Origin of the sequence: Janthinobacterium sp. TB1-E2, assembly GCF_036885605.1 — a bacterium.
Lineage (GTDB): Bacteria > Pseudomonadota > Gammaproteobacteria > Burkholderiales > Burkholderiaceae_D > Janthinobacterium > Janthinobacterium aestuarii.
Genome location: NZ_CP142523.1, coordinates 5,353,257 through 5,369,322, shown reverse-complemented (window position 1 = coordinate 5,369,322; position 16,066 = coordinate 5,353,257). Strand labels below are relative to the sequence as shown.

The 16,066-nt window shown below is 63.3% G+C and carries 13 protein-coding genes and 1 tRNA gene; 10 read left to right on the top strand and 4 right to left on the bottom strand.

The features are described from left to right. Positions 1 to 2 precede the first annotated feature (2 nt). Positions 3 to 1,601 carry a DHA2 family efflux MFS transporter permease subunit gene (locus OPV09_RS24185; RefSeq protein WP_070301420.1) on the top strand — a complete coding sequence of 533 codons (1,599 nt, stop codon included), beginning with the start codon at positions 3 to 5 and terminating at the stop codon, positions 1,599 to 1,601. Positions 1,602 to 1,651: 50 nt separating this feature from the next. Next, complete coding sequence (locus tag OPV09_RS24180) at positions 1,652 to 3,124, top strand: efflux transporter outer membrane subunit (RefSeq protein WP_219327678.1); 1,473 nt, start codon at positions 1,652 to 1,654, stop codon at positions 3,122 to 3,124. Between the two features lie 9 nt (positions 3,125 to 3,133). Here the strand turns inward: OPV09_RS24180 and OPV09_RS24175 are convergent, their stop codons facing one another. Continuing rightward, positions 3,134 to 4,051 carry a LysR family transcriptional regulator gene (locus tag OPV09_RS24175; protein ID WP_219327677.1) on the bottom strand — a complete coding sequence of 306 codons (918 nt, stop codon included), beginning with the start codon at positions 4,049 to 4,051 and terminating at the stop codon, positions 3,134 to 3,136. A 112-nt stretch (positions 4,052 to 4,163) separates the two neighbouring features. Between OPV09_RS24175 and OPV09_RS24170 the strand changes: the two genes are divergently transcribed. The 6 genes from OPV09_RS24170 (at position 4,164) to OPV09_RS24145 (ending at position 11,520) form a co-directional block, all read left to right on the top strand. Beyond that, a complete protein-coding gene (locus tag OPV09_RS24170) occupies positions 4,164 to 4,763 on the top strand; it encodes a short chain dehydrogenase (protein WP_034747417.1) in 600 nt (199 codons plus the stop codon). Positions 4,764 to 4,906: 143 nt separating this feature from the next. Further along, positions 4,907 to 6,619: a methyl-accepting chemotaxis protein gene (locus OPV09_RS24165; RefSeq protein WP_338679561.1), complete on the top strand. Its 1,713-nt coding sequence runs from the start codon at positions 4,907 to 4,909 to the stop codon at positions 6,617 to 6,619. A 48-nt stretch (positions 6,620 to 6,667) separates the two neighbouring features. Continuing rightward, positions 6,668 to 8,389, top strand: coding sequence for a dipeptidyl-peptidase 3 family protein (locus tag OPV09_RS24160; protein WP_338679560.1), 1,722 nt, complete (start codon positions 6,668 to 6,670; stop codon positions 8,387 to 8,389). 150 nt (positions 8,390 to 8,539) lie between these two features. Further along, entirely contained in the window at positions 8,540 to 9,235 is a 696-nt protein-coding gene (locus OPV09_RS24155; protein WP_338679559.1) for a hypothetical protein, read from the top strand. Positions 9,236 to 9,339: 104 nt separating this feature from the next. Beyond that, the gene (locus OPV09_RS24150; protein ID WP_034747429.1) at positions 9,340 to 10,071 is read left to right on the top strand and encodes a BON domain-containing protein; all 732 of its coding nucleotides are present in this window, start codon (positions 9,340 to 9,342) and stop codon (positions 10,069 to 10,071) included. A 156-nt stretch (positions 10,072 to 10,227) separates the two neighbouring features. Continuing rightward, entirely contained in the window at positions 10,228 to 11,520 is a 1,293-nt protein-coding gene (locus OPV09_RS24145) for an MFS transporter (protein WP_338679558.1), read from the top strand. Positions 11,521 to 11,579: 59 nt separating this feature from the next. On the opposite strand, the gene OPV09_RS24140 is transcribed toward OPV09_RS24145, so the two are convergent. Further along, the gene (locus tag OPV09_RS24140; protein WP_338679557.1) at positions 11,580 to 13,727 is read right to left on the bottom strand and encodes a S9 family peptidase; all 2,148 of its coding nucleotides are present in this window, start codon (positions 13,725 to 13,727) and stop codon (positions 11,580 to 11,582) included. Positions 13,728 to 13,902: 175 nt separating this feature from the next. On the opposite strand from OPV09_RS24140, the gene OPV09_RS24135 reads away from it, so the two are divergent. Both OPV09_RS24135 and OPV09_RS24130 read left to right on the top strand, forming a co-directional pair. Continuing rightward, entirely contained in the window at positions 13,903 to 14,949 is a 1,047-nt protein-coding gene (locus OPV09_RS24135; protein WP_338679556.1) for a lysozyme inhibitor LprI family protein, read from the top strand. 3 nt (positions 14,950 to 14,952) lie between these two features. After that, on the top strand, positions 14,953 to 15,456 hold the full coding sequence (locus OPV09_RS24130; RefSeq protein ID WP_338679555.1) for a hypothetical protein: 504 nt from the start codon (positions 14,953 to 14,955) through the stop codon (positions 15,454 to 15,456). 14 nt (positions 15,457 to 15,470) lie between these two features. Here the strand turns inward: OPV09_RS24130 and OPV09_RS24125 are convergent, their stop codons facing one another. Then, the gene (locus tag OPV09_RS24125) at positions 15,471 to 15,875 is read right to left on the bottom strand and encodes a hypothetical protein (RefSeq protein ID WP_070301429.1); all 405 of its coding nucleotides are present in this window, start codon (positions 15,873 to 15,875) and stop codon (positions 15,471 to 15,473) included. A gap of 104 nt (positions 15,876 to 15,979) precedes the next feature. Beyond that, positions 15,980 to 16,055, bottom strand: a tRNA-Lys gene (locus OPV09_RS24120). Positions 16,056 to 16,066 lie beyond the last annotated feature (11 nt).

The window sequence follows — 16,066 nt, the reverse complement described above, 5'->3', positions numbered from 1 at the left end:
CCATGAGCAGCCCCTCCACCACGCTGGCGAAGCCGCCAGCGTTTCCCGTGATCGACGAGAAAGTCTCCGGGCGCACCTGGCTGGCGGTCGCCGCCGGCATGCTGGGCGCCTTCATGGCGGTGCTCGACATCCAGATCACCAATTCCTCGCTCAAGGATATCCTTGGCTCGCTGTCGGCCACCCAGGAAGAGGGCTCGTGGATTTCCACGGCCTACCTGGTGGCCGAAATTATCGTCATTCCCCTCACCGCGCTGCTGGCGCGCGTGTTCGGTCTGCGTACCTACATGATCGGCACCACCGCTTTCTTCCTGCTGTTCTCCACCCTGTGCGGCACGGCGTGGAACCTGGAAAGCATGATCGTCTTCCGCATGCTGCAAGGGTTCACTGGCGGCGCCCTGATCCCGATGGCGTTCACGCTGGTGATGCTCAAGCTGCCGCCGTCGAAGCGCGCCGTCGGCATGGCGATTTTCGGCCTGACGGCCACCCTGGCGCCAGCCATGGGCCCGACCCTGGGCGGGTATCTGAGCGAGCTGTATGGCTGGCCTTCGATCTTCTACATCAACTGGGTGCCGGGCGTGCTGCTGATCGCCGGCATGATCTATGGCCTCGACAAGGAGCCGATGAAGCTCGAGATGTTCTGGAAGGCCGACTGGCTGGGCATCTTCTTCATGGCCCTGGGCCTCGGCTGCCTGACCATCTTCCTGGAAGAAGGCAACTCGAAGGACTGGTTCGACTCCGGTTTCATCATCGCCTTCGCCTCGATGGCCCTGGTGGGCATCCTGGGCTGGGTCGTCACCAGTGCCACGCGCGCCGAACCGTTCGTCAACCTGGCGCTGTATGGCCAGCGCAATTTTTTAGTGGCCACCGTGCTGTCGGCCGTGACGGGCATGGGCCTGTATGGCTCGGCCTTTTTGCTGCCGCTGTTCCTGGGCCAGATCGCGGGCTACTCGCCGATGCAGATCGGTGAAGTCATCATGTGGGTAGGCTTGCCGCAGCTGTTCATCATGCCGTTTGTCGCCAAGCTGTCGTCCGTGGTGGACAACCGCATCCTGTGTTCGTTCGGCCTGTTGCTGTTTGGCGGTTCGTGCATGATGAATGCCTACATGGATGCATCCACCGGCTACGACCAGCTGCTGTGGTCGCAGGTGGTGCGCGCGCTGGGCCAGCCCTTCGTCATGCTGACCCTGTCGAACTTCGCCATGAAGGGCATCGCGCCGAAGGACATGCCGTCCGCATCGAGCCTGTTCAACATGACGCGCAACCTGGGCGGCTCGATCGGCATCGCCCTGCTGGCCACGGCCCTGAGCACCCGCGAGCATTTCCATTCGCAGCGCCTGGGCGAAGCGATCAATGCGTATTCCAGCGCCACGCAGCTGCGCATCGACCAGCTGACGTCGTCGTTCATGGCCAAGGGCTATGACGCCGTCACGGCCGGCAACCAGGCCTTGCAGGCAATCGACGGCATCGTGCGCCGCGAAGCGTATGTGATGGCTTACAACGATGGCTTCTTCCTGATCGGCGCCATCCTGCTCGCCTGCATCGTGCCTCTGTGGCTGGCCGACAAACTCAAAGCTCCCGGTGGCGGTGGCGGCGGTCATTGACCGCGCACAGTCCGCACGTGCAGCACCTCAAGAACAAGAAGGTACACATCATGCAAACAGTATTGACGAAAATCGCGCTGGCCGCTTCCCTTGCCGTGGCGCTGTCCGCCTGCGGCACCGTGGGCCAGGATTTCACCGCGCCGGGCAATGTCGCCGGCGCCGACACCTTCCGCCATGGCGCGGCCGCGGCGGACGCCGCGCAACTGCCCAAGGAGTGGTGGAGCATCTACGGCGATGCGACCCTGAACCGCCTCGAGCAGAGCGCGCTGCAGGACAACCCGAGCGTGAAAGCGGCTGGCGAGCGCTTGCTGCAGGCGCTGGCGCAAAGCGGCACGGCGCGCGCCAACCAGGGCCCGAGCGTGAACGTCAGCACGGGGATCTCGAACTCGCGCACCTCGGCCAACACTTCGCAGGGCCTGGCCCTGGGCAACCGCTCCATCAGCGGGAATAACTTCTCCGTGGGCGCCACGCTGTCGTATGAAGTCGACTTGCTGGGCCGTGTAAAACGCATGGTCGAAGCGGCCGATTCCCAAGCCTTGGCGGCGCAAGCGGACCGCGACGGCGTGCTGCTGATGCTGTCGTCGCAAGTGGCCAGCAATTACTGGCAGCTGCGCGGACTCGATGCGGAAATGGCCATTTTGAATGGCGCGCTGGACACACGCCGCGAATCGGCGCAGCTGGTCGAAGCGCGCTTCAACGCGGGCTTGACGAATGAGCTGGACCTGGCGCGCGCGAAAGTCGAGCTGTCGAACGCACAGGCCGACCTGCATGAAGTCAAGCGCCAGCGCAACCAGCTGGAAAACAGCCTGGCCACCCTGACGGGCAAGCCGCCGTCGGCGCTGCAATTGCCGGTGGCCGCCGATCCGTCCGTCCTGCCGCTGCCGCCTGCCATTCCTGTCGGCTTGCCGGCCAGCCTGCTGGCGCACCGCCCGGACCTCGTTTCCAGCGTGGCGGGCTTGCGCGCGGCGAACGCGCAAGTGGGCGTGGCCGAAGGCGCGTTTTATCCGACGCTGCAACTGACGGGCAATTTCGGCTATGCGTCGGAAAAGCTGCGCGACCTGGCGCAGGGCGGTTCGCGCCAGTTCAGCTTTGGTCCGCTGGCCTTGTCCCTGCCGATCTTCGACGGCGGCCGCAACCAGGCCAATCTTGACCTGTCCAAGGCGCGCTATGCGGAAGCCGTGGCGAACCATGAAACGAAGCTGTTGACGGCCTTGCGCGAAGTGGAAGATGCGCTGTCCGACGTGGAGCAGCGCCAGTTGCAGGGCGATGCCCAGGCCCTGTCGCAGGAAGCGGCGGCGCGCGCTTACCTGGTGGCGCGCACGCGCTACGAGCGCGGCATCTCGACCTATCTGGATGTGACGGACGCGCAGCGCAGCTCGCTGGCAGCGGACCGCGCCGCCGCGCAGATCAAGACCCAGCGCCTGCTGGCGACGGTGGCCGTGGCCCGCTCGCTGGGTGCTGGCTGGCAGCCGGACGGCGAGCTGGCCAAGCTGGCTTCCGCGCCTGCCGCGAAGGTGAACTAGGCACGACGATTACGTGAGCGTGGCCGGTGGCGGTGTCGCCGCCGGCCCGTAGCGTTCCAGCAGAAAATCGATGAAGGTTGTCAGCTTCGGCGTAGGCTGGCGGTCGCGCGGATACAGCACATGCATCAGGCGCGGCGCCGGCACGTAGTCGGCCAGCAGCGGCACCAGCCGTCCCGCCGCGATATCGTCGGCCAGTAAAATCTCCGCCTGCATGACGATGCCGAAGCCGTGCAGGGCCGCCATGCGCAGCGCCTGGCCATTGTTCGAGAGGAAGCGGCTCTCGGCCGCAGCGCCATCGTGGCGCGCTGTCTTGCCGCTCAGACGCCAGCGCATGTGGCGCGACCACTGCATGAAATCCACGCATTCGTGCCGCGCCAGGTCGTCCGGCGTGCGCGGCGTGCCGTGCTTTGCCAGGTAGGCGGGCGAGGCGCAGATCACCATCGCATAGGGCCGCAAGGGCCGCGCCACCATGCCGGAATCTTCCAGCTTGCCGATGCGGATGGCCGCATCGAATCCTTCCTCCACCAGGTCGACCATCCTGTCATTCAAATTGAGCTCCAGGCTCACGTCCGCATAGGCCGTCAGATAGTCGGCCATCAGCGGCGCGATGCATTCGCTGCCGAAGGACACGGGCGCCGTGATCTTCAGCTTGCCGCGCGGCGTGGCGCGCATCGCTTCCGCGCCCGTTTCGGCCGCCGCGATCTGCGCCAGGATCTGGCGGCATTGCTCCACGTATTGCCGGCCGATTTCCGTCAGGCTTTGCCGGCGCGTCGTGCGCGCCAGCAGGCGCGTGCCCAGCCGCTCTTCCAGCTGTTTGATGTGCTTGCCCACCATCACGGGCGAGATGCGGAAGGTGTCGGCGGCCGCCGTGAAACTGCCCTGGTCGACGACGGACACAAAGATCTCCATGCTGCGCAATTTATCCATGGCGCCTTGATTGCAAACTGTGGGTTGGTAATCTTGTAAATTCTAGCGCATTTATTCCTTTCTGGAAGCGGCGCATACTGGCTCCATCGTTCAACCCACACAAGGAAGCAGCATGAAAATCGTCATCATCGGCGCCAGCGGCACCATCGGCAAGGCCGTCACCGCGCAACTGGCGCAACGCCATGAAATCATCGAAGTGGGCAGCCGCACGGGCACGCACCAGGCCGACATGGGCGACATCGCGCAAGTGCGCGCCCTGTTCCAGCGCATCGGCAAGGTCGACGCCGTCGTCGTCACGGCCGGCAAGCTGCATTTCGGCCCCCTGGCAGAATTCACGCCCGAGCAGTTCCAGCTGGGCCTGGACAGCAAGCTGATGGGCCAGGTCAACGTGGCGCTGGTGGCGCAGGAATACCTGAACGACGGCGGCTCGATTACCTTGACCAGCGGCATCGTGGCCGAGCAGCCGATCCGCTTCGGCGCGGCCGCCAGCATGACGAATGCGGCCGTGGAAGGCTTTGTACGGGGCGCCGCCATCGAACTGGCGCGCGGCGTGCGCATCAATGTCGTCAGCCCGACGGTGCTGGAAGAGTCGCTGGAAGCGTATGGCCCGTTCTTCTATGGCTTCGAGCCGGCCGCCGCCAGCCGCGTAGCGCTGGCCTACAGCCGCAGCGTGGAAGGGGCGCAGACGGGGCAAGTCTACCGCGTGTGGTAGGTCTAAAGGCCTCAAAAAGGCTGCTTTTGACCGGCCTCAGGCAGCCTGCTTCCATTCATGATAAATTAACTTTTATTTCCAAATGTCAACATCATGGTGATGAAGAATTTGGACATTTTCATGAATGAATGGATGAGACGGATATGCAAAGCACCAAAATCAGCACACGGCTTTATACGGGATTCGGCCTGGTCCTGTTGCTGCTGATCATCGTTACCGCACTCGGCATCAACCGCGTGCAAAAGATCGACGCCATCCTCACCAGTATCAGCGACGTCAACAACGTCAAGCAGCGCCATGCGATCAATTTCCGTGGCAGCGTGCATGACCGCGCGATCGCCCTGCGCGACGTGGTGCTGGCGGCCGACGCGGCGTCGGCCAAGCCGGAAATCGCGCGCATCGAAACGCTGGCCGCCAATTACGCGCAGGCCGCCGCACCGCTCGACCAGATCATCGGCAGCGGCAAGGGCGTGACCGAAGCGGAACGCACGGCCCTGGCCGCCATCAAGGCCAGTGAAGCGAAGGCCCAGCCGATCATCGCCAAGGTGATTCAATTGCGCCTGGCCGATGATGTGGCCGGCGCCACCGCCTTGCTGCAGCAGCAGGGCGCCGCCGCCTTCACGGGCTGGCTTGCGTCCGTCAACCAGCTGATCGACCTCGAAGAAAAGATGAGCCGCGAACAGGCCGACAGCGCAAGCACGGTGGCGCGCAGCTTTTTCTTCTTCATGGTGCTGCTGTGCCTGGGCGCGATCGCCATCGGTACCATCGCGGCCTGGCGCATCAGCCACGGCTTGCTGCGCCAGCTCGGCGGCGAGCCCGACTACGCGGCCGCCATCGCCGGTGAAATTGCCGCTGGTAACCTGGCAGTGACCATCACTACCGGGCCGAACGACCGCAACAGTTTGCTGTACGCCATGCGCGGCATGCGCGACAGCCTGGTGGCCATCGTCAGCCAGGTGCGCGCCGGCACGCAGACCATCGCCACCAATTCGCGCGAAATCGCGGCCGGCAACCTGGACCTGTCGAACCGCACGGAACAGCAGGCTGGCTCGATCGAGGAAACCGCCACGTCGATGGAGCAATTGACGGGCACCGTCAAGCAGAACGCCGAGCACGCGATCGAAGCGAATCAGCTGGCCGTATCGGCCTCGGGTGTGGCCGTCAAGGGCGGCGCCGTCGTGGCGCAGGTGGTGCAGACCATGGCCGCCATCAACGAGTCGTCGAAAAAGATAGTCGACATTATCGGCGTGATCGACGGCATCGCTTTCCAGACGAATATTCTGGCGCTCAATGCCGCCGTGGAAGCGGCGCGCGCCGGCGAGCAGGGCCGCGGCTTTGCCGTCGTCGCCACCGAAGTGCGCAGCCTGGCCCAGCGTTCCAGCCAGGCCGCCAAGGAAATCAAGTCGCTGATCGACGACTCGGTCGAGCGCGTCGGCACGGGCGCGCGCCTGGTCGATGAAGCAGGCACGACCATGCAAGATATTGTCGACAGCGTCAAGCGCGTGACCGACATCATGGGCGAAATCAGTGTGGCCACGCGCGAGCAGTCGTCCGGCATCGAACAGGTCAACCAGGCCGTCGGCCTGATGGACCAGGTGGTGCAGCAGAATGCGGCGCTGGTGGAGCAGTCGGCCTCGGCCGCCGCGTCGCTGGAAGCGCAGGCCGGCAGCCTGTCGCAGGTGGTCAGCATCTTCAAGCTCGACAACTCGCAAGTGCCGCTGCAGGCGCCGCGGCCGGCGCGTGCGCGTCCGGCCGCCGTGACTGCTGCCAGGCCGGTCCTCAAGGCCGCAGCGAAGCCGGCACCGAAAAAGCTGGCCTCCAAGGTGCCCGCCGATGACGCATGGGAAGAGTTTTAAGCGGCGCTCGTTTACAATCGGGACCTTACATTGTTTGCTGAGGTCCCCATGAAACGTATCCTGTTCCCCCTGCTGATGGCTGCCGCCGTCGGCAGCGCTTGCGCCGCAACGCCGGCCACCCCGGCCACCGCGCAACAACTGGCGGCCATGAGCGCCCGCTACGCGCCCGTCGCGCTGACGGCCGATGTCACGCATCTGTCTGCCGGCGACCGCCAGGCCATCGCCAAGCTGGTCGAGGCGGCCAAGCTGGTCGACGTGCTGCAGCTGCGCCAGCGCTGGTCCGGCAATGAAGCGCTGTGGGCGGCATTGAAGAAGGACACATCAAAGCTGGGACAGGCCCGTTTGAACTATTTCTGGATCAATAAAGGTCCCTGGTCGGTGCTCGACGCGCACGCCTCGTTCATGCCGGCCAGCTATGCCGGTATCGCCATTCCCGCGCACAAGCCGGAAGCGGGCAATTTCTATCCACAGGGCGCCACCAAGGCCAGCCTGGAAACGTGGATGAATGGCTTGTCGCCAGAGGACAAGCAGCAGGCGCAATGGTTCTTCACGACGATTCGCGCGGGCAAGGATGGAAAATACCAGACCGTCAAGTATTCGAATGAATACAAGGTGGAACTCAAGCAGCTGGCCAAGCTTCTGGATGAAGCTGCCGCCGCCACGGACAACGCGTCGTTGAAGAAATTTTTGACCCTGCGCGCCAAGGCTTTCCTCGACAACGACTATCTGCCGTCCGATTTCGCCTGGATGGACCTCGATTCGCCCGTCGACATCACCATCGGCCCGTACGAGACGTATAACGATGAGCTGTTCGGCTACAAGGCCGCGTTCGAAGCGTACGTGAACATCCGCGACCAGGCGGAAACGCAGAAGCTGAACTTCTTCGCCAAGCACATGCAGGAGCTGGAAGACAACCTGCCGCTCGACGCCCGGTACCGCAACCCGAAGGTGGGCGCGCTGGCGCCGATGGTGGTGGTCAACCAGGTGTATGGCGCCGGCGACGGCAACATGGCCGTGCAGACGGCCGCCTACAACTTGCCCAACGACGAGCGCATCATCAGCGCGCGCGGCTCCAAGCGCGTCATGTTGAAAAACGTGCAGGAAGCCAAGTTCAAGGCCACCCTGACGCCGATCTCGAAACTGGTGCTCACGCCCGAAGCGCAGCAGGACGTCGATTTCAATTCCTTCTTCACGCACATCCTCGCGCATGAAATCATGCACGGCCTGGGCCCGCACGCGACCGTCGTCGACGGCAAGCCATCGACGCCGCGCCAGGACTTGAAGGAAGCGTATTCGACCATTGAGGAAGCCAAGGCCGATATCACGGGATTGTTCGCGCTGCGCTACATGATGGACAAGGGGCAGCTCAAGGATACCCTGGGCCAGGGCGACGCGGCTGAGCGCAAGCTGTACAACACGTTCCTCGCCTCGGGTTTCCGCACCCTGCATTTCGGCCTGACGGATTCGCATGCGCGCGGCATGGCCATCCAGATGAATTACATCCTCGACAAGGGCGGCTTTGTCTCGCTGGGCGACGGCAAGTTCGGCGTCGATTTTGGCAAGATCAAGCAGGCCGTGATCGACCTGGACCGTGAGTTCTTGACCATCGAGGCGACGGGCGACTATGCGCGTGCGAAAGACATGATGAGCAAGTACGTGGTCATCCGCCCTGAAGTGCAGGTGGCGCTCGACAAGATGAAAGCCGTGCCCAACGATATCCGCCCGGAATTCGTCACGGCCCGCGCGCTGGACCAGGCGGCGAAGAAATAAGCTGACTTTGATTATTATCAGTCTGAAAAGCCGGCGCCTCTGCGCCGGTTTTTTTTGTCTTTATTTATGAAAAGTTGCCAGTTTTTCCTTGTGGAAATATTTTCACCGCTTACTCTGCATTAGTAAATCCCCATTTCTCCTGTTGATCCCATGTTGAAACTGTTCCCGCTGTTAAGTGTGTCCCTTGCCTTGCCCGCCGTGGCTGCCGCTCAGCTTACCGATCTGGAAACCCGCTGGCTGCAGGCGGGCCAACCCGTCATCGCGTTTGCACGTGCGCAAGGCTTGCCCATCGATATCATCGTGCAGCCGCAGGATGCGCCCGGCGCCGTGCCGCTGGCGCTGGGCTACGAGGCAGGGCGCTGCAAGCTGGTGCTGTCCTTGCGCGGCAATGCGCAGGCGGACAGTGTCTTGCAGGGCGTGCCGGCCAAGCGCCACGGCCTGATGATGGAAGCGATGACGGCGCATGAGATCGGCCATTGCCAGCGCTATGCGCAGGGCGACTGGCATGCCTTGCCACGCGGCTTTGTCGAGCCGCGCAGCACGCAGCGCGGCAAGTTGACACCGCTGGCGCAGGAGTTGCGCGAGACGCGCCGCGAAGAGGGCTATGCGGACCTCGTGGCTCTGGCCTGGATGCAGGGGCGCCACCCGGGGCAGTACCGGCATGTGCTGGCCTGGATGCGCAGCGTGCGCGATGGCGGCGAGGCTGCGGGCGGCGGTGCAGGCGGTTCCCACGCCACGCAGGCATGGCTGGCGCTGGCCGATGGCGCCGGTGTATTTGATGGGCCCGCTTCAATATTTGAACAGGCGCAAGTATTGTGGCGAAAAGGCTTGAGCGGCGACAAATAAACGATGATTTTTAAGTGAATGGACGGTCAGCGTGTGCTGTCGCACGGAGCTTTGCTTCCGGCAGGGGTCTAATCTGGGCATCAACTAACCAGAGAGGAACCATCATGAACAAAATGATCGCACTCATGCTGGCCGCCAGTGCCAGCGCCCTGCTTGCCGCCACGCCAGCGTATGCGCAGGATGCCTCGTACAAGAGTTTGACGGACAAGGCAACGGCCGACTACAAGCAGGCCAAGGCCGCCTGTGACGCCCAGAGCGGCAACGCGAAAAAGGTCTGCGTGGAAGAAGCCAAGGTGGCGCGCGCCAAGGCCGAATCGGACGCCGTGGCGCAATACCGCAACACGCCGCGCGAACTGGGCAAGGCCCGCAAGGACGTCGCCAATGCCGAGTATGACCTGGCCAAGGCCAAATGCGGCGACCACACAGGCGCCGACAAGACATCGTGCATGAACGATGCCAAGGCAGCGAAAACGGCGGCGCTGGCCGATGCCAACACGGGCGCCCGGGATGGCACCAACGTGGCGCAAAATCCGCCCGCCACGACGAAGGAAAACTGCGACGCCATGGATGCGACGGCCAAGGCCGCCTGCGTGACGCGCAACGCGGCCGGCAGTACCAAGACGGCCGTGGCCGACTCCGTCATCACCACGAAAATCAAGGCTGACCTCGTCAAGGACAATGACTTGAAAGCGCTCGACGTGCACGTGGAAACGGTCAACGGTGTCGTCATGCTCAGCGGCTTCGTGCCTTCGCAGGCGCAAGTACAGAAAGCCGCCGACCTGGCCCGTGGCGTGGAAGGCGTGACGGATGTGAAGAATGGCTTGAAGGTGAAATAAGCCCATTCCGCACATGTCTCAAAACGAGGACTGGAGCCGCACGCAGCAGTGTGGCTTCAGTTTTTTTTGATTGTATAAATTACGATCATAATATAACATGAGAAAAATCCCGTCGGCTGGCACTGATCGGCATCTACTTTTTCTCATGAGGACTGCATGCTTTCCTATCCCTTTTCGCAATGGCTGGAGCGGCGCGGCGTGCACTTTGCCTGGGTCATCGTCGCCATCACTTTCCTCACGGCATTAACCTCGTCCGCCGCGCTGGGCTTGCCGGGCGCGTTGATGCAGCCTCTGAGCCGCGAGTTGGGATGGGATGCCGAGCAGATTTCCTCGGCCCTGGCCGTGCGCTTCGTGCTGTTCGGTTTGATGGGGCCGTTTGCCGCCATCCTGATGGAACGCTTCGGCTTGCGCAATGTCATCTGCGTGGCCCTGGGCTTGATCGCTGCCGGCATGCTGCTGGCCACGCACATGACGCAGTTCTGGCATCTGGTGGCCTTGTGGGGCATCCTGCTGGGGCTCGGCTCGGGCATGACGGCGCTGGTCTTGAGCGCCGTGGTGGCGAACCGCTGGTTCGAGACGCACCGCGGCCTGGTGGTGGGCGTGCTGACGGCCAGCTCGGCCACGGGCCAGCTGCTGTTCCTGCCCGTGGGCGCCTGGCTGATCGAACATTACGGCTGGCGCACGGCCGTCATGCCCGTGTTCGTCGCCTGCGCCATCGTCGCCGTGCTGGCCTTCCTGTGCATGCGCAACCGTCCGCAGGATATTGCCTTGCGTCCGTATGGCGCCGACCCGGCCACGCCCCTGGTGGTGGCGCCGGCAGTAAAAATGACGTTTGCCACGCCGTTCGTGATACTGCGCAGCGTGGCGGGGAACCGCACTTTCTGGATACTCTTCGGCACCTTCTTCATCTGCGGCCTCAGCACCAATGGTTTGATCCAGACGCACTTCATTTCCCTGTGCGGCGATTCGGGCTTGTCCGCCGTGCCGGCCGCGTCCGTGCTGGCCATGATGGGCGCGTTCGACCTGTTCGGCACGATCTTGTCCGGCTGGCTGTCGGACCGCTATGACAACCGCAAACTGCTGTTCTGGTATTACGGCTTGCGGGGCTTGTCGCTGTTCTGGCTGCCGTATTCGGAATTCACCTTGTACGGCCTGTCGCTGTTCGCCATGTTCTATGGCCTCGACTGGATCGCCACCGTGCCGCCGACCGTGAAACTGGTGGGGGGCACGTTCGGCCGGGAGCGGGCGGGCATGGTGTTCGGCTGGATCTTCGCCGGCCACCAGCTGGGCGCCGCCGTGGCCGCGTATGGGGCGGGCCGCATCCGCACCTTGATGCTGACCTACAACCCGGCCCTGTTCGCGGCCGGCGCCGCCTGCCTCGTGGCCGCGCTGCTGGTGCTGGCGATCCAGCGGCAGAAGGCGGCCGCGCCCGCCGTGCAAGCGGCATGAAAAAAGCCAGGCCCGCATGCGCGGAGCCTGGCTTCTGTTTATCAAGAACGTTTCAGGATTTATTTGAGGTATTTAGCCAGCCATCCCTCGACTTCGCTATAGAAGAAGCGGCTGTTCTCGCCCTTCAAGATCCAGTGGTTTTCGTCCGGGAACACCAGCAATTTCGCCGGCACGTTCAGGCGCTGTTGCACGGCAAAGTTCATCAGCGCATTGTTGGCCGGCACGCGGTAATCGAGCTCGCCCACGGTGATCAGGATCGGGGTCGTGAACCCCGTGCCTTTTTCGTGGTTGCCCGCTTGCATGATGGGGCTTTGGTCGCGCCACACGGGCAGGTTCGACCAGACGGGGCCGCCCGCATTCGTTTCACGGCCGAAGCCGCCATCGCTGGTGCCCCACTGCATGATCAGGTCCATTTCGCCCGCGTGCGAGACGATGGCCTTGTAGCGCGTGGTGGTTGCCTGCAGCCAGTTGGCCAGGTGGCCGCCATAGCTGGCGCCGCCGGCGGCCAGTTTCGTGCCGTCGATGAATGGGTATTTCTTGATGGCTTCATCGACGCCCTGGTTGACTTCATCGCCCGGGCCCTTCAAGGGGTCGAATTGAATCGAGCGCGAGAATTCCTCGCCATAGCCGGTGGAACCCTTGTAGTCGGTCAGCAGCACGACATAGCCTGGCTTGGCCAGCAAGTGATAGTTCCAGCGCAGCACGAACTGGTCGCGCCACATGCTGGCCGCACCACCGTGGATGACGGTAAACAGCGGGTATTTCTTGCTCGGATCGAAGTTGGCGGGCTTGACAAGCATATTGTGGATCTTGCGGCCGTCCGCCGTCGTGAACCAGAAGTGCTCGGGAGCCTGCCAGTCGATTTTATCGGCCTTGTCCGTGTTGAATGACGTCAGGCGCTTCGGCTGCTTACCGTTGAAGGCATAGATTTCCGGCGGGTTGATGGACGACTCCCACACACCGACCAGGGCCTTGCCGCCGCTGCTCAGCGAGTTGATGGTACCCGTCGGCAAGGATGGCTCCTCGCGCACGTCGCCACCCCTGGCGTCGATCGAGTACAGCTTTTCCAGGCCCGCATGTTCATAGCTGAAGAGGACGCGCTTGCCGCCTTCGGGCAGCACGAAGCGGGAGATTGAACGGTCCAGCTTGGCTGTAAGGATGGTCGGGACAGGGTTGCTCATCGGCCAGGCGAAACTGGCCAGGCGCTTCACGTCATACACCTTGCCTGGCGTTTCCGCGTCGCTCAGGGCGAACAGGGTCTTGCCGTCGGCCGCGAATTTCAGGCTGCCATAGCTGTGCTTGTCTTGCGTCAAGCGCTGCGCTTCGCCACCGGCCACGGGCAGCAGATACAGTTGCGAGACGACGGCTTCGCGCTGGGCCGCGTCGCGGTTGGTGGCAGCGTTGAAGACGACAGCCTTGCCGTCCGGCGTCCAGACGGCGTCCAGTGATTGTCCTTCGTCGCCCTGGCCGCCGCCAAAGCCCGGCAGGGTGACCAGTTGCGTGCCCGACAGGATGTCGCGCGGCTTGGCGTCCGCTTGCGCATCAACGACGAACAGGCGCACCTGCTTGTCGGTCAGCCATTTGTCGAAATAGCGCGGTGCCGTCGTTTCATACGAGCGGGCGCTGACTTTGCGCTCCTTGCGTTCTTTCGCGCTTTGCTTGACGTCGGCTTCCGTCTTGTTGCCTGGATAGATATCGCTGATGAACAGCAACTGCTTGCCGTCCGGGCTCCATTTCGGCATGCGCGCGCCCAGGGTGAGCGAGGTCAGGCGTTGCGCTTCGCCGCCGGCTGCCACGTCGAGGCGGTAGATTTGGCCCGCGTCATCGCCGTCGCGCTTGGCAACGAAGACCAGCTGGCGGCTGTCCGGCGACCAGGCCACGGCGCTTTCGCCGCCCTTGGAATAGCTCAGGCGGCGTGCGGGGCTGTCGTCAAGCAGCGACTTGATCCACAGGTCCGACCATTGCTCTTGGCTAGAGTAGGCGCTGTCGACCACGGAAAACACGGCCCACTTTCCATCGGGGCTGGCGACGGGCGCGCCCACCCGTTTCATCAGCCACACGTCTTCATGCGTGATGGCGTGCTTGGCTTGTGTTTGCATAGCGGCAACTGGGGTGGTGGCCTTAGTATCGGCGGCCTGGGCCAGCGAGGCACAGGCCGCTGCGATCAGCAGGGAGCCGAGGGAACGGCGAAGACGGGGTGAGGTCATGGGCGTGGTCCGGAGTAGTGAAAAAAGTACAGCGGGCAACATTATTGCCCATGCTTTCCTGCACTGCCAAGGCTGGGTACCGTTACTTACCAAGAGGGATGGTCACGTATCGGGCGGACGCGCCATGGCTGATCAGTTAAACTTGTTCTTTTACTGACGCTACCTGTGGCCGGCCATGAAAATTAGTCTACCCTTATTGAAAACGATATTGCTGGGCGCGAGCTGCCTTCTGGCGGCCCCGGTTTTTGCCGCCGCACCCGTTCCCTACCCGAACACGAGCGCCATGGGCGTCGGTCACGCGGAAAGCACGGCCTGGTATGCAGGCTGCCTGAAGGTCAAGGATGCGGCGCCGCCGCCCGCCGACCTGCCGGCGCCATCGGCCGTGGCGTCCCTGCAGCAATGCCAGGCAACGGACCTGTATTACGATACCAAGAGTATGTCCTCGCCCAAGCCGGCCGACTGGCGTCCCGTGCGCCATTGCGCCATGGCCACGCAAAACAGCGCCGTCCTGATGATGCTGTACCAGAATGGACAGGGCGTGCAAAAAGACCCGTTGCTGGCGCTCAAGTATGCGTGCAGCATCGATGCGGCGCCCGCCGAGATGCGGGGCCGCATTGAACACTTGCAGCAGATCAATGCCAGCGGTCGCGGCATGATCGACCTGTGCGACGACATCACGAGCGGCTACATGATGGGCGTGTGCAGCGCCATCGATGCGCGCCAGAAACAAAGAGTGCGCGGGCAGGCGACAGCCAAAGTCAGCGAAGCAATGCCGGCCGTGGCGCAAGCGTCGCTGCAAAAGCTGCAGGCGGCGGCAAGCAAGTTTGCCGATGCGCGTGCGGCCAATGAAACGGACTTGAGCGGCACGGCGCGCGCCGCCCTGAGCATCGCCGCCCGTACGGCCGAGCTCGATTTGCTGGCGCACGATCTGCGCGAATACGAAGCGGGCAAGCTGCCGGCCAGCATGTCAAAGGAACAGGCTGCAGCGCTGGACAAGGAGCTCAACGCCATCTACGGCAAGCTGATGAAAAAGCCGGCGCAAACCCATGCGGGCGCCGTGAGCAAGGATGGCATCCGCGCCACCCAGCGCCTGTGGCTCGCGTACCGCGATGCCTGGATGAACTTTGGCGCCGTGCGCTATCCATCCGTGACGAGCGAGACCTGGGCCGGCCGGCTGACGTCGCGGCGCAATGTACAACTGCAAGACTTGCTGGAGAACTAAAACATGCGGGAAGCGTACTACCACGAAGACGATTTTTGCATGATCGAACTGCTGCCGCTCGATAACTTGCAGCACTGTCTGACGCAGATGGGCGAGGAAGAGGCGTTTGCCGACGCGCACCGCAGCGGCGCCGGCTGGACGCAGATGTACGTGCCCGAGGCGCCGCCGTCGCAGATGGGCGCGCTGGGCCTCACGATGGAACAGCTGCGGCTGGCGCTGGCGGACGCCTTGCCGCCGTATGACGCCGTCTACACGGGCTACAGCACTTACCGCGTGGAATGCAAGAACGTGCTGGCCTTTGGCGGCGAGAACACGGAGACCCTGTTTGCCGGCCTGGACGACAAGGGCATCGTGTGCGACCTGTGGTGCAGCGACGCCATGCCCGAGCTGTTGCTGCTGCCCTTGAAAGAGCAATTGCTGCTGGCCGACTGGGGCGCGGGGTTTGCGTGTCCGCTATCCGATGGGGAATTGTTTGCCCGTTATCTGCAGGAGTATGAACTGGACTGATCGAACTGAACTGATTACTCGCAGGCGATGGCGTTCGGCTGCGCCACTTTGACCACCGATGCCAGGCGCGCCATGTCGTTGCCGTCGCCTTGCTCCACATACGGTTGATAGCTGTCGATGACGATGCGCGCACGCGCCTGCCAGCCGCAATTGTCGGCCTGGCCTGCGGGCACGCGCAGCAGCCGGCGCGCCTCGCCATCGTTGGAAAAACAGAACCACGCATCGTGTGTGGCGGCAGGCCGGGGCAAACGGCCCCACTGCGCCTTGTCGGGCGCGAAGCAGACGCGCTTGCCGATGATCTCCAAGCTCATCTCGTCCGTGCGCGCACTGTACTGGCCGTCGAGCACGATCGGTGTTTGCGTTTGCGCGTGGGCGGACAGGCAGGCGGTGGCCAGGAGGAGGGTGGCAGCAAGTTTCATGCGTTTCTTTCAGGGCTGGCAAGACGATGAGCCAGTATAACCGCGAGGGCCGGAAACGAAAAAAGCCCATCCGTGAGGATGGGCTTTTTAGTACTGCGCATTCGTGGTAGGCCGTGCGGGATTCGAACCTGCGACCAACGGATTAAAAGTCCGCTGCTCTACCAGCTGAGCTAACGACCCGAAAGAGGCCG

Excerpts from the sequence above, each read along its gene's own strand:
- OPV09_RS24185 (WP_070301420.1), top strand. The coding sequence starts at position 3 with ATGAGCAGCCCCTCCACCACGCTGGCGAAGCCGCCAGCGTTTCCCGTG.
- OPV09_RS24180 (WP_219327678.1), top strand. The coding sequence starts at position 1,652 with ATGCAAACAGTATTGACGAAAATCGCGCTGGCCGCTTCCCTTGCCGTG.
- OPV09_RS24175 (WP_219327677.1), bottom strand. The coding sequence starts at position 4,051 with ATGGATAAATTGCGCAGCATGGAGATCTTTGTGTCCGTCGTCGACCAG.
- OPV09_RS24170 (WP_034747417.1), top strand. The coding sequence starts at position 4,164 with ATGAAAATCGTCATCATCGGCGCCAGCGGCACCATCGGCAAGGCCGTC.
- OPV09_RS24165 (WP_338679561.1), top strand. The coding sequence starts at position 4,907 with ATGCAAAGCACCAAAATCAGCACACGGCTTTATACGGGATTCGGCCTG.
- OPV09_RS24160 (WP_338679560.1), top strand. The coding sequence starts at position 6,668 with ATGAAACGTATCCTGTTCCCCCTGCTGATGGCTGCCGCCGTCGGCAGC.
- OPV09_RS24155 (WP_338679559.1), top strand. The coding sequence starts at position 8,540 with ATGTTGAAACTGTTCCCGCTGTTAAGTGTGTCCCTTGCCTTGCCCGCC.
- OPV09_RS24150 (WP_034747429.1), top strand. The coding sequence starts at position 9,340 with ATGAACAAAATGATCGCACTCATGCTGGCCGCCAGTGCCAGCGCCCTG.
- OPV09_RS24145 (WP_338679558.1), top strand. The coding sequence starts at position 10,228 with ATGCTTTCCTATCCCTTTTCGCAATGGCTGGAGCGGCGCGGCGTGCAC.
- OPV09_RS24140 (WP_338679557.1), bottom strand. The coding sequence starts at position 13,727 with ATGACCTCACCCCGTCTTCGCCGTTCCCTCGGCTCCCTGCTGATCGCA.
- OPV09_RS24135 (WP_338679556.1), top strand. The coding sequence starts at position 13,903 with ATGAAAATTAGTCTACCCTTATTGAAAACGATATTGCTGGGCGCGAGC.
- OPV09_RS24130 (WP_338679555.1), top strand. The coding sequence starts at position 14,953 with ATGCGGGAAGCGTACTACCACGAAGACGATTTTTGCATGATCGAACTG.
- OPV09_RS24125 (WP_070301429.1), bottom strand. The coding sequence starts at position 15,875 with ATGAAACTTGCTGCCACCCTCCTCCTGGCCACCGCCTGCCTGTCCGCC.